Here is a 12,123-nt window from a genome sequence, read left to right as displayed (position 1 = left end):
GATTTAATGGAGCAGCATGGGATGACGTTTGGCGGACGGAGCGCAGCCCAGCACCTTTTTATAGGCACGGAAAAAAGAAGAATAATCATGGAAGCCAACGGCGGCGGCCGCCGAACTTGCGGTATGGCCCTGAAGCATCAAGTTCTGCGCCATCACGACCCGTTTATGGATGATATAATTGCCGATGGTTGTGCCCGTCGCTCTGCGGAACATCTTGTTCAAATGATGCTTGCTGATGTAAAAGGCGGCGGACAGATCGTCGAGCGAGACCGATTCGGTGATATGGTCGTTGACGTAAGCAATAATCCGCGGGACCGATGGTCCGGAGGAAGAGGCATCCGAGGTGCCTTTCAGCGCATAGCTGTGGATCAAGATCTGCGACAGCAGCGCCTCAAGGCGAACCCGGAGCGCAAGATCGCGAATGGCGGCATCGGCGTGCCGGGCATCCATCAGCTGCTTGAAAAAAGTAAACATGACGCGGTTACCGTCATCCTTGTAATAGATCCCTGCCGGACCATCATCGGGATGGAAGGGAGATAATAAGGCGGACTGGTTTTCGGGCGGAAGAAATCCGGGCACAAAATGGAGCGATATCCTTTCATAAGGGATGTCGCTTTCGATTTTTACGCCGTGGAACACGTGTGGGGCGATGAGCAGCAGGCTGTGCGGTTCCGGTACATAGCGCTTGCCCTCGACCAGATAGCTGACTTCTCCGGCGATAAAATAGTACACCTCATAAAAATTGTGGCAGTGCAGCGCATACTGCTCCGTTTTGCGCCGATCGGCCGCATGGTGGAAATTCAATGAGTCGGTATGGATATTTGCGTACAGCATCCGTTCGCCCCCTCAAGCGATGTTGGGTTTAGTCTAACGAATGACCGCTATATTTGCAATGTTATGGCTTCGATTTACAATGGTGATTCCGGGTGCCGGCACTATAATTAAGGGGAGAATGCACTTTTGGAAATCTTGAAGGAGGGGCCATATTTCATGATTTTAGGCGCACAATTGTATACCGTCCGATCCTTTCTCCAGACGGAAAAAGATATTCGGCGAACATTGCAAAAAATTGCGGCTATGGGCTATACGTCGGTCCAGATTTCGGCCATCGGTTCCATCCGTCCCGAGACGCTTCGCGCCATTTGCGACGAGCTGTCGCTTCAAATCGCGCTGACGCATACGAGCCCGGACCGGATCTTGAACGAAACGGATCAAGTCATTGAGGAGCATCATATTCTGGGCTGCGATTACATCGGCATTGGGTCGATGCCTGATAAATATCGCGGTCTCGACTGGTACGGGTATTTCGCGGAAGACTTCCGGGAAGCGGCAGGGCGGATCGCCAAGGCAGGCAAGCTGTTCATGTACCACAACCATCATTTTGAGTTCGAAAAAATCGGCGGCAAGCGCCTCATCGAGCGGCTGGTGGAGGATTTCGCGCCGGAGGAGATGGGCATTACGCTCGATACATATTGGGTACAGGCGGCCGGCGCCGACGTATGCGAATGGATCGGCAAGTTGAAGGACCGCCTTCACTGCGTGCATTTGAAAGACATGGCCGTCCAGGGAACGCAGCAGCTGATGGCCCCCGTCATGGAAGGGAACATGAATTTTCCGGCAATTTTGAAAGCGCTTGAACAAGCGAATACAAAATATCTGCTGGTCGAGCAGGACGTATGCCAGACGAGTCCGTTCGACTGCCTGCAGACGAGCTACAACAATTTGGCTTCCCTTGGCTACCGCTAAGGAGAATGGAGGGTCTAGATGTCTAAATTACGGATCGGCGTCATCGGGATGGGCAATATGGGGTCAGATCATGCCAAAAAATTAAACAAGGGTATCGTGCCGGAGGCTGAACTGACTGCGGTGTCGGAAATGGACGGCATGCGGTTGGAGAACGCCAAAACGTATTTGCAAGGCGATATCGGCTACTTTGCGACGCCGGATGAGTTGATGGACAGCGGCCTATGTGATGCCGTGATTATTGCGACGCCGCACTACGACCATCCAAGGCTCGCCATTATGGCTTTCACCAAAGGGCTGCACGTTTTATGCGAAAAGCCGGCCGGCGTCTACACGAAGCAGGTCCGGGAAATGAACGAGAAGGCGCGGGAAAGCGGCCGCATCTTCGGCATGATGTTTAACCAGCGGACCAATCCGATGTACCGTAAAATGCATGAGCTCGTGCACAGCGGCGAGCTTGGCGCGATTAAGCGGGTGAACTGGATCATTACCGACTGGTACCGGTCGCAGGCCTATTATGATTCGGGAAGCTGGCGCGCCACCTGGGCCGGGGAAGGCGGAGGCGTGCTTATCAACCAATGCCCGCACAACATCGACCTCCTCCAATGGATTTGCGGCATGCCGGCCCAAGTTCGCGCTTTCTGCCATGAAGGCAAGTGGCATAACATCGAGGTGGAGGATGACGTCACGGCATATATGGAATTCCCGAACGGAGCCACGGGCGTATTCGTCACAACGACGGCTGACCTGCCGGGAACGAACCGGTTGGAAATTACGCTGGAAATGGGCAAGCTGGTGTGCGAAAACAATACGCTGACGCTGCATAAGCTGAGCCAGAACGAGCGTGAATACTGTTTTACAACGAAGGACGGCTTTGCCACGCCTCCCGTGGAAGTGTCCGTCATCGAGACGCAAGGTGACAACAGCCAGCATACCGGCGTCATCGCTTCGTTTGCCAAGGCCGTCCTGGACGGCACGCCGCTGATCGCTGACGGCGAGGAGGGCATCAACAGTTTAATGCTGTCCAATGCGATGCATCTGTCGAGCTGGATCGGCGACACCGTAGCACTCCCCATCGACGAGGATCTGTTTTTGGAGGAGCTGAATAAGCGGATAGCGGCATCGAAACACAAGGTGACTGCTGGGATCTAACGATAGATAAGGTATGGCGAGTTGAAACCCGCGGAAGATTGGACAATGTTTTGAGATCCGGACTGAATTCCAGCCGCCGTACCTCGCTAAGAGTTCAAGCAATATCCAGGCGATAAGCGAATCCGCCATAGCTGCTTCAGCATGTCTCGGATACAACCGCATCCAGCAACAAGCGAAAAGAGCCGACGCCAGCGTCAGCTCTTTTCGTGTGTAAACGGAGCGATATGAAATCGATCGAGGTACGCCTGAATCGCACCGGTATCCTGGTGAGGTTCCGCCAACGCGACGTATCCGTCTGGCCGGACCAGAAAAGCCGCATCGGGATGCATGCCGGCTGCTTTCATGGATGGCGTCCACCCCATTTCATGCAAGGGGATGCCTGTCGTTTCGCTGAGCCGGCGCAGACTTTGCGATGCCTGGCCGTACACATGCAGCTGCCAATCGACGGATTGCAGCGGTTCGAAGTTGTCCCCATGGGCGGTCTGAATCCAGGGCAGACGGTCGCCGCCGTGAACGGAGCCGGAAGCACCGCTGCTCAGCATGCTGTCCCGGTAACGGATTTGCGTTTGCGACAGCCGTTGGAAGGCCATTTTTCGTATAGGCGGGACGTCCAGAAGCAGGGGAACGATATGGGGAATGACCATGTCCTGAACCAGAGAGGTCATGATGCCGCCTCCTACGATCGATTGGAACAGCCGGTCTGTGGTGGCCACGAGCGTCCGGGCAAAAGCAATCCGCTCCGTCTCGTAGGAATCGAGAATGCCGGCGTCCGCTTTGTCCAGAAGAACCGCGGCAAGCTTCCAGCCCAGATTCACGGCGTCCCCAATGCCGGTATTCATGCCTTGCCCTCCGACCGGGCTGTGCACATGGGCCGCATCCCCGACGATAAAGATTCGTCCCTTGCGGAAATGCTCGCATACCCGGTGATGGCTTTTATAAGTCGAATACCAGTTTACCTGGCCGATGTGCACTCTCGTATTTCTCTCCACATAAGGAATCAGAGGTTCCAATTCCGTGGGAACTCCCTGATTCAGGATCTTAGGCGGAATGAGTCCGATGAGCCGGACCTGTCCGCTCGTGCGGATCGGGAAGACCAGACAGAACCCTTCTTCAAAAAAGTTCATTGTCACGTTTGTCACGGGCTCTTTACTCCCCACATCAGCCACGAAAAACATCTGCTCATACGTTCCTCCGGGAAACTCCAGTCCCATCTCCTTGCGGACCGTACTATGCGCCCCATCGCATCCGCACACATAGGCATACGCTTGTTTCTCTTCGCTCCCTTGCCGGGTCGTGACGGCATGCACCGCTTCATTCCCTTCCTGAAGGGAAACGAGCCCGGTATTCCACTCCACATGGATTCCTTTGGAGTCGAGATGCTCGATGAGAAGGACTTCATGCTCGTCCTGAGGCAGGCTGAGTACATAGGGATAGGGGCTGATTTCTTCTCCAAAATCACCAAAGTTGATGGTTCCCTTAAGCTTGCCATTCTTCATAATTTGGCCGGTATGCATGGGGATGCCGCGCTGCACAAATGAATCCGCTATGCCGAACTGCTGGTAGAACTCCAGGGTTCTGGCATGAACGACCATGGCTCTGGAGGCTTCTCCCGGTCCGGAGCGTTGATCGATGATCCGAAAAGGAATTCCCTGTTTCTCCAGGGCCAAGGCTAAAACGAGACCAGTCGGACCGGCGCCGACAATCAATACCTGAGGTTGCATGATCGCTGCCTCCTTTTTTTGGAGCTTATGTGTACATTATAGTTTTTACCCTTCGAAACGCCATCAACAAAAGAGCTGATTGTGATCAGTAATCGGCACAAACCGGTGGAGTGTTCAGGGAGCCGGGGAATATGGTTTGGAAGCTGGGGCTGTTAAATCAGATTATATCGAAAGAGAGAGGCATTTTTCATGTGAAATGAGAGGATCCGGTGTCCGGATAAGTGAGAGAATTAGCAATTAGCAAATGGTAGATTGTGGTATAATCGAAAGGACAAAGTAACCGGTGGGAGGACGCGGCGAAGCAAACCCGAAAGGGGGTGACGCCGTGTCCATTCTTGAAGTGGCCTTAAAGCTTTTGGACGGACTGCTGAAGCTGGTCGGTATCATTACTGGCCTGAAAACTTTGGTCAGTGCCTGGAAGCAAGCGCGGCATAACAAGAAAAACCACCGGGATTAGGTTGGGAGCCTAGCAATCCGGTGGTTCTTCGGTTCTTGAACTGAATTCTCGCCGTGGTCGCCCGCCGGCCTTTGTCAAAAGTCACGATGTTACCAGCATCGTGGCTTTTTTAGTTTACGCTTGATCTATTTCAAGTATACCACAAAAAGCGGAGCGCTACACAGTTAAGCCTTAAGGTAACGGAGGGCACAGATAATAGCAGACAAACAACGGCTCGGAGCAACCACCTGCTATTCTACTGAATTTCAAGACGCTCTCAATATAGTAGTAGTTACATATAAGATGGTAAATCCGAAACAATTAAACTTTTTCTAGTAACAGGGGTTTTAAATATGAATGAAAAAGTGAGTCAAGTCTGCTGTCCTTCGTGACTATGGTTAATGATCCTAATTAGAAATGGGGTAGAAAATGACCTTTAAACGAGTGGTTGTGGCGATTAGTGTGATTGTGATCCTCTTGCTCGTTGCGTTCCTTACTTTGAAAAATTTCGGAAATCATCTAGGGAATGTTATGGAGCAAATGGGGTAACAGCCGAGTCATGGTGCCCATCAGATTTGTCTCTGAAGTGTTAGGGGCAACCGTCAATGCATCCGCCAAGGATGGCGCGACGTATGTTGATATTTCCTTCAATCCGTAAAATATCAAAGACATGAATATTTCCTTTAAATTTGCTTGGGGCATAAGCTTTTGAAGAATAGTCCTTAGAATCTCCCGGAATACAGATTCATATAAAAAGGAAGGCGGCCATACACGGCCGCCTTCCTCAGCTGAACTTTAATCCTACAGCGCCTGCTCCGGCAGGAGCCGGTCAAGGGCGTAGATGCTGGCGAGCCGGTTAGGCGTAAAGGCGGACGCAAAGCCGAAGCACAGCTCGGCTTTCTGCGGGTGCCTGATGTCCGGAATCCGGATCGACATGCCCTCAGGCTCCCGGTACGTCAGTTCCGGTGCGATAAGGATCAGCTGCCGGTCCATAACATCTCCGGTGCTCAGCTTCACGACGGTGATGTACGTATTGCCGGTGCCTTCGACCGAGCCGGCCGAACCGTAGGCACTGCCCTCCAGGAGATACAGGTAACCGCCGTAGGAGGCGAAGCCCTGGAACGTGCCGAGGGCAGGTTGGAGGACGTCCGCCACCGGCTCGTAGATGTGCTGCTTAACTTTCTCCAGCTCATATACGCCGAAATGGAAGGCTCCGTTCAGACGGTAACGCATCGTCAGCAGCCCGTTCGCCTGGTCGATATGGACCGTCGTCCGGTCGGCACCGGGGATCAGCCGGTACTTCTCAAGCTCCGGAGACTCCGGCGTCAGGATGGCGCCGTCCTGGAAGGCGAACCGGGTCAGCTGGGTTCCCCAGCCGCTTCCCGACTCCGTCACCGAGTCGGTCTCCGTCCATAAGTAGGCCTGCGACCCGTCCGCCTCCACGCCGATCTGCACGCCGTGGCCAAATCCCTTCAGGAACATGTGCCCCAGCTCGTTTCCGTTCATATCCAGCTGGGTCAGGGCCAGATCGCCGCTGCTGGAGCGGGCGGCTCCGCTCACTGGCGCGGATTCGCCGGGTAGCTGCTGTCCGCCGGCCATGAGCTGAACGGTATAAATACGGCCGTTCGCATTATCGATGGCAAAGGACTGAAGCACGGTCCCGTTGTGCAGCGGCTTCTCGCGGATCACTTCCTTCGCCTCCTGCGACAGGTCGAACATTTTGGACTTCAGCGCCGACGGCTGCGCATGAGCGCCGGAAGCGGAGAGAGGCAGGAGGGCGGCGATCAGAAAGCCTGCCGTTAATTTCATGAGTGTGCGGCGGGCCAAGCCCTTCACGGCCCAACGGCTGTTAAATTTCGAATGATCCATGGACATCAATCCTCCAATCAAGGGTTGGGATGAAACCGGACACTCACGGCTGCGGCATGAAACTTGTGGGGGAGAGATCCATCTGCTCCCGAATCCGCATGGCCGGGAGCGGGTTGTTCACCGTCATCAGCAGGGAACCACAGCCAAGCGCATAGTAGACCTGCTGATCGTCGTCCGGGCAGTAGCACCACGGCAGGATGCCCAGATCCTCGTATTCCTTCACCCGGGCAGGCGTCAGCAGCTTCATGCTGAGTCCAACCGCCCACATTTTCGAAATCGTCCCCTCGGGTCCCGGCACATAGCTGTGCATCTGCTCACCGGGAAAGCCCTGCGTCTTAAGGCCATGCTTGTCGTGGATATGCGCCAGAACCGTGGCGTCAAAGCTCGTAAACACGCACCGGTGAAGCTCCCCGCGGGATGCCAGCTGGACAATGGCGGCGTCTGCGGTTTCCAGAGCCCGTTCGTCCGGTTTGATCTCCACGTTCAGCAGAACGTCCGGATAAGGGGCGATCAGCTCGCAGAATTCCTCGAAGGTCGGAACTTTAAGTCCCTCGAACACTTTGCCGAACCAGCCGCCGGCATCCAGCATCTTCAGCTCCTCCAGCGTATAATCGCCGACCGGGCCCGATCCGTCTGTCGTCCGGTCGACGGTGGCGTCATGGATGACCACCACGACGTCGTCGCGGGTCATGCGCAGGTCCAGCTCGAGCATATCGACGCCGAGATCCAGCGCCTGTTGAAACGACAAGAGCGTATTTTCCGGATAAGCGGACTTCCAGCCGCGGTGTCCGGACACCACGATGGACTGCAGCTGCTGCAATTGCTCTAGCATAAGACAGTGTACCTCCTTGTTATTGGCGGAAATGGGGTCACGTTAATTTTTCAAGATCCGGTCCACTTCTTCCTTGTAGCTGTTCAGCGTGGCATCGACGTCCTTGTTATCGTACATGATCGCTTGGATCGCCTTGTTAAACTCCTGCTCGACCTGCGGCCACTGGACGCTCTTGTTGGTATCAACGGCATATTGGAGCTGCTCAAAAGCCACCTTCCGGTTCGGCTCCTTTTCCCACAACTGCTTGATGGCGTCCGAATCGACCATCTGCTTCGTGAAAGGAAGGTAGCCCGTATCGATAACGAACTGCTGCGCGCCTTCCGGACTGGTCATCAGCCAGTGCATGAACTCCCAGGCCGCATCCTTATGCTTGGAGGCCGCCATCATGGCCACGTTGCCGCCCCCGGTCGGAGTAGCGTACTGCTTATCCTGCGGAAGAAATGCCGTCACGTAATCGAACTTCGCACCTTGAGTCAGGCCGGAGATCGAACCGGTCGATTGGAAAAGAATCCCCACCTTGCCGCTCGTAAACATCTGGTTCGTAATGTTGCCGGAGTCCTGGCTAGGCGGATAGTAGAGGGCGCCGGCATTTTGCAGCTCCTTCAGATACTTGAAGGTCTTGGACGCTTCGGTCGTATAACCGACGGACGTGCCCTCATCGTTGAAGAACTTGCCTCCGGCCTGCGTAATCATGGCGATTGGATACCAGGTATCGTACGGCATCGTCAGCCCGTAGCGTTTCACCTCGCCGTTTTCCTTGACGACCAGCGCTTCGGCTGTTTTTTTCAATTCGTCCCAGGTTGTCGGGATGGACAAGCCTTTTTCGTCCAGCATCGACTTGTTGATGTGCATCACCGGCGTGGAGCGGTTAAACGGAAGGGAGACCAGCTTATCGTTAAAATAGGAATGCCCCATCAGCCCCTCCTCAAAATCGTCCTTGCTGAGGCCGGACTTTTCCATGTAGGGGGCCAGGTCTTCCAGAACTTCAGCGTCTGCAAACAGCTGGACGTTGGAACGCTCAAGCATCGTCACGTCCGGCGCGGTCTTGGCCGCAACGGCCTGCTGCAGTTTGGTTACCGTTTCCTGGTAGCTGCCTTGGAACGTTCCGACGACCTCGATTTTGTCCTGGGAGCTGTTGAACCGCTTGATCATGGCGTCCAGAAACTCTCCGTTCTTGCCGCCGATCGAGTGCCAGAACTGGATGGTCTCCTTGCCGGAGCCGGAATTACCGGAATTGCTGGATGCCTCTCCCGAAGCGGTCTTGCTGTCCGTGCCTGCCGTTTCGCCTTCGGACCCGCTTCCGCCTCCGCTGCATCCTGCCAATAAAGTCATGATCAGCGCCAGTGTCAGCGCGATGAATGGAAACTTGTTCTTCACAGAAACTCCTCCATTTTCAGATGATTTAAATAGTCATAGCGACAGCTTATTTAATACCGGAGTATACAAAAGCCTTGACGATCTGCTTGGAAGCAAACAAATACACGATCAGGATCGGCAGGACAAGCACGACGTTGCCCGCCATGATGATATGCCAGTTGGATACGCCCTCGGATTCCCGGAGCATGGCGATCCCGATCGTCAGCGGCCGGACGGCGGTCGAGTCGGTGACGACGAGCGGCCAGAAGTAGTCGTTCCAATGGCTCACAAAGCTGAACAAGGCAACGGTGGCCAAGGCGGGAACGGCCATGGGGATCATGATCTTCTGCATGATTTTGAACTCGCTGGCATTGTCCAGCCGGGCGGACTCAATAATCTCCTGCGGGATTTGCATAAAATACTGGCGGAGCAGAAAAATTCCGAAGGCATTGGCCATGAACGGAATAATCTGGGGCAGAAGGGTGTTGTTGATGCCCCAGTCCGCCATCATCAGGTAGACGGGAATAAACGTCACCTGCCCTGGAATCATGAAGGCGAGCAGCACGATGCCGAACAGCAGGTTACGGCCCCAGAAGCGGTATTTGGCAAATGCGTACGCCGCCGGGATCATGACGATCATTTGCAGCACGATGACGGAGACGGTGATGATGACCGAGTTTTTTGCATAGGTCACGAAGGGAGCCGACCTCATGGCCTCGGCAAAGTTATGCCACTGCGGTGCGGCGGGAATCCACGTTGGCGGAAAGGCCAGCGTCTCCTCAAAGGTTTGCAGCGAAGTGGATATCATCCACAGGAACGGGAAAATAAACACGATCAGCACGGCGAGCTTGGCCACGAAGCCCAGAAGCCGTTTCAGAAGCCGGAGGGACGCATGGTCCCGGATCCGGTAACGCAGCTTCCCGCCGACTTGTTTCTTTTCCTGGATCAGCACGGGAAAAGCACCCCCTCAGGTTGTTGTCTGCCCATGGTGCGGCTCATTGGTAGTGAATCCGCTGGGCAAGGACTTTGAAGTAAACAAAGGTCAGCACAGCGATGATCGCCATCAGCACGACGCCGGTGGCCGAAGCGAAGCCGATGCTGGTCGTTCTGAACTCGTAGATGTAGTACACGAGCGTCGTCGTTGAGCCGTTGGGGCCGCCCCCGGTCATGATTTTGACCGTATCGAACACCTTGAAGGAGCCGATCGTCATGATGACGAGGATGAAAAACAACTGCGGCGAGATCAGCGGCAGCGTAATTTTCCAGAACACCTTGAACCTGCTGGCATTGTCCAGCGCAGCGGCTTCGTAGATGGTCGGGGGAATGCTCTGCAGCGCCGCCACCATTATGAGGGCGTAATAGCCGATGCTGTGCCACACCGAGACCAGGATCACGGAGATCATGGAAGTGCTGGAGCTCTGCAGCCAGGGTGATCCCGGAAGTCCGAAGGCCTTCAGCACATAATTGAGCAGGCCATGTCCCGGCTCCATGAGCCACATCCAGACGAGCGCGATGGAGACGATCGAAATGATATGCGGTGTAAACAGGCCGGCCTGCAGAATGGCGTTGAACCGCGACCGCTTCCGCAGCCATACGGCCACGCCGAGCGAGAGCAGCATGGTGCAGAGCACGACGCCCACCGTGTAGACGGCGGTGTTGGCCAGGGCGTGATAGAAATCGTCCCGGGTGAAGATTTCCCGGTAGTTGTCAAGACCGATGAACTTGCTTTTGTCCTTATTGAGCAGGTTGTATTTATACAGGCTTAATTTAATGAGATAAAAGACCGGGTAGACCACGAATAGGAACAAGGCGATCATCGCCGGCAAAATGAGCGCGTACGGCCTGGTCGTCTCCCATACTCTGCGCCGGTTCATTGGAAACGTCCCCTTAGCGCATGAAGGTAGGTGTTATGCCGTCGGTCATCGCGGTAAATCCGCTTTTCATCCGCTCCGAAGAGAAAAAGCTTGGATTCGTCCACCGAGAGATAGATGTCCTGGTCCACGCTGAACAGGTCTTCGGTGCATTTGATCATAAAGGAATGGTCCCGGGTACGGACCTGGTAGATGGTCTCTGAGCCGAGCATTTCCCGGGTGGAGATGACGCCTTTGGCCGTAAAATGGGCATCCGCCGGCTCGGTGGACAGCAGCCCGTGCTCCGGACGAAAGCCGAAGCGGACTCCGTCCTGCCCCATGTCGCCGACGTTCATCGGAGGGACCCCGATAAACTGCGCGGCAAACAGATTATCCGGTTCGCGGTAAATTTCAGCCGGCGAAGCCTCCTGCTGAATCTCTCCCTGATTCATCAGCACGATGGTGTCGGCCATGGACATCGCTTCGACCTGATCGTGCGTGACGTAGACGAAGGTGGAGCCCAGCTTCTTGTGCAGCTCGATGAGCTCGACGCGCATCTGCACCCGGAGCTTGGCGTCCAGGTTGGACAGGGGTTCGTCCATCAGGAACACCGAAGGTTTCTTGACCATCGCCCGTGCGAGCGCCACCCGCTGCCGCTGGCCACCCGAAAGGGTGGAGGGCTTGCGGTCGAGGTACGGGCGGAGTCCGACCGTCTCGCTGATGCTTTCCACGAGCCGTGTCCGTTCCTCCTTGGGTACTTTGTTGTTTTTTAGGCCGAATTCGATATTCTCGCGTACGGACATCGTCGGATAAATGGCGTAGTTTTGAAACACCATCGCGACACCCCTTTGGCCCGGGGCAATGGCGGATACGTCGCTGCCGCCGATCAGAACCGACCCCGAAGTCTGGCGGTCGAGCCCGGCTATCATGCGGAGCAGGGTGGTCTTGCCGCAGCCCGAAGGACCGACCAGGACGGTGAATTTGCCGTCTTCGATCTTCAGGTTCAGACGGGGGATGATGGTGTTTTTGTCAAACGATTGGGATACATCGACCAACTCAATGGATGCCACACGGATTCCTCCTTCACCAGCGGTTGCTATGTGTTGTTTGGGTTCATCGTCCACGGCAAGCGCTTTCATATGATGAAGAACGAAGGGAGGAATG

At 55.1% G+C, this 12,123-nt stretch carries 12 protein-coding genes; 4 read left to right on the top strand and 8 right to left on the bottom strand.

Features of this window, described 5'->3' with window-relative positions; translation table 11 throughout:
* Positions 1-3: 3 nt before the first annotated feature.
* Positions 4-834, bottom strand: coding sequence for a helix-turn-helix transcriptional regulator (locus GCU45_RS13515; protein ID WP_152399321.1), 831 nt, complete (start codon positions 832-834; stop codon positions 4-6).
* Positions 835-990: 156 nt separating this feature from the next.
* Here GCU45_RS13515 and GCU45_RS13510 point away from each other — a divergent pair, with 156 nt between their 5' ends.
* Positions 991-1,746, top strand: a complete 756-nt coding sequence (locus tag GCU45_RS13510) for a sugar phosphate isomerase/epimerase family protein (protein ID WP_094599618.1) — start codon at positions 991-993, stop codon at positions 1,744-1,746.
* Between the two features lie 18 nt (positions 1,747-1,764).
* On the top strand, positions 1,765-2,895 hold the full coding sequence (locus GCU45_RS13505; RefSeq protein ID WP_152399320.1) for a Gfo/Idh/MocA family protein: 1,131 nt from the start codon (positions 1,765-1,767) through the stop codon (positions 2,893-2,895).
* A gap of 194 nt (positions 2,896-3,089) precedes the next feature.
* Here the strand turns inward: GCU45_RS13505 and GCU45_RS13500 are convergent, their stop codons facing one another.
* Entirely contained in the window at positions 3,090-4,616 is a 1,527-nt protein-coding gene (locus GCU45_RS13500; protein WP_152399319.1) for an FAD-dependent monooxygenase, read from the bottom strand.
* A gap of 325 nt (positions 4,617-4,941) precedes the next feature.
* Between GCU45_RS13500 and GCU45_RS34405 the strand changes: the two genes are divergently transcribed.
* Together GCU45_RS34405 and GCU45_RS34400 are read left to right on the top strand one after the other, a co-directional pair.
* Positions 4,942-5,073 carry a hypothetical protein gene (locus GCU45_RS34405; RefSeq protein WP_256993005.1) on the top strand — a complete coding sequence of 44 codons (132 nt, stop codon included), beginning with the start codon at positions 4,942-4,944 and terminating at the stop codon, positions 5,071-5,073.
* Positions 5,074-5,578: 505 nt separating this feature from the next.
* Positions 5,579-5,710 carry a stalk domain-containing protein gene (locus tag GCU45_RS34400; protein ID WP_152399318.1) on the top strand — a complete coding sequence of 44 codons (132 nt, stop codon included), beginning with the start codon at positions 5,579-5,581 and terminating at the stop codon, positions 5,708-5,710.
* 143 nt (positions 5,711-5,853) lie between these two features.
* On the opposite strand, the gene GCU45_RS13490 is transcribed toward GCU45_RS34400, so the two are convergent.
* From GCU45_RS13490 to GCU45_RS13465, 6 genes are all read right to left on the bottom strand, one after another.
* Positions 5,854-6,921: a phage baseplate protein gene (locus tag GCU45_RS13490; protein WP_152399317.1), complete on the bottom strand. Its 1,068-nt coding sequence runs from the start codon at positions 6,919-6,921 to the stop codon at positions 5,854-5,856.
* A gap of 43 nt (positions 6,922-6,964) precedes the next feature.
* Positions 6,965-7,753 (bottom strand): glycerophosphodiester phosphodiesterase family protein, encoded by a 789-nt coding sequence (locus tag GCU45_RS13485; RefSeq protein ID WP_152399316.1) that lies wholly within the window; start codon positions 7,751-7,753, stop codon positions 6,965-6,967.
* 42 nt (positions 7,754-7,795) lie between these two features.
* A complete protein-coding gene (locus GCU45_RS13480) occupies positions 7,796-9,130 on the bottom strand; it encodes an ABC transporter substrate-binding protein (protein ID WP_244364559.1) in 1,335 nt (444 codons plus the stop codon).
* Positions 9,131-9,176: 46 nt separating this feature from the next.
* Complete coding sequence (locus GCU45_RS13475) at positions 9,177-9,917, bottom strand: carbohydrate ABC transporter permease (RefSeq protein ID WP_084204006.1); 741 nt, start codon at positions 9,915-9,917, stop codon at positions 9,177-9,179.
* 187 nt (positions 9,918-10,104) lie between these two features.
* The gene (locus GCU45_RS13470) at positions 10,105-10,983 is read right to left on the bottom strand and encodes a carbohydrate ABC transporter permease (RefSeq protein WP_089549057.1); all 879 of its coding nucleotides are present in this window, start codon (positions 10,981-10,983) and stop codon (positions 10,105-10,107) included.
* Positions 10,980-12,029, bottom strand: a complete 1,050-nt coding sequence (locus GCU45_RS13465; RefSeq protein WP_152399315.1) for an ABC transporter ATP-binding protein — start codon at positions 12,027-12,029, stop codon at positions 10,980-10,982. Before GCU45_RS13465 ends, GCU45_RS13470 begins: the two co-directional genes overlap by 4 nt.
* Positions 12,030-12,123 lie beyond the last annotated feature (94 nt).

It is taken from the genome of Paenibacillus cellulositrophicus (genome assembly GCF_009363095.1).
Taxonomy (GTDB): Bacteria; Bacillota; Bacilli; order Paenibacillales; family Paenibacillaceae; genus Paenibacillus_AQ; species Paenibacillus_AQ favisporus.
The sequence above is the reverse complement of the archived record's forward strand: the minus strand, read 5'-3'. Positions and strand labels throughout refer to the sequence as shown.

What these genes read in the sequence shown, in the direction of transcription:
- GCU45_RS13505 (WP_152399320.1), top strand. Translation starts at nt 1,765, where the DNA reads ATGTCTAAATTACGGATCGGCGTCATCGGGATGGGCAATATGGGGTCA.
- GCU45_RS13485 (WP_152399316.1), bottom strand. Translation starts at nt 7,753, where the DNA reads ATGCTAGAGCAATTGCAGCAGCTGCAGTCCATCGTGGTGTCCGGACAC.
- GCU45_RS13515 (WP_152399321.1), bottom strand. Translation starts at nt 834, where the DNA reads ATGCTGTACGCAAATATCCATACCGACTCATTGAATTTCCACCATGCG.
- GCU45_RS13510 (WP_094599618.1), top strand. Translation starts at nt 991, where the DNA reads ATGATTTTAGGCGCACAATTGTATACCGTCCGATCCTTTCTCCAGACG.
- GCU45_RS34400 (WP_152399318.1), top strand. Translation starts at nt 5,579, where the DNA reads ATGTTATGGAGCAAATGGGGTAACAGCCGAGTCATGGTGCCCATCAGA.
- GCU45_RS13470 (WP_089549057.1), bottom strand. Translation starts at nt 10,983, where the DNA reads ATGAACCGGCGCAGAGTATGGGAGACGACCAGGCCGTACGCGCTCATT.
- GCU45_RS13475 (WP_084204006.1), bottom strand. Translation starts at nt 9,917, where the DNA reads ATGATATCCACTTCGCTGCAAACCTTTGAGGAGACGCTGGCCTTTCCG.
- GCU45_RS13500 (WP_152399319.1), bottom strand. Translation starts at nt 4,616, where the DNA reads ATGCAACCTCAGGTATTGATTGTCGGCGCCGGTCCGACTGGTCTCGTT.
- GCU45_RS13490 (WP_152399317.1), bottom strand. Translation starts at nt 6,921, where the DNA reads ATGGATCATTCGAAATTTAACAGCCGTTGGGCCGTGAAGGGCTTGGCC.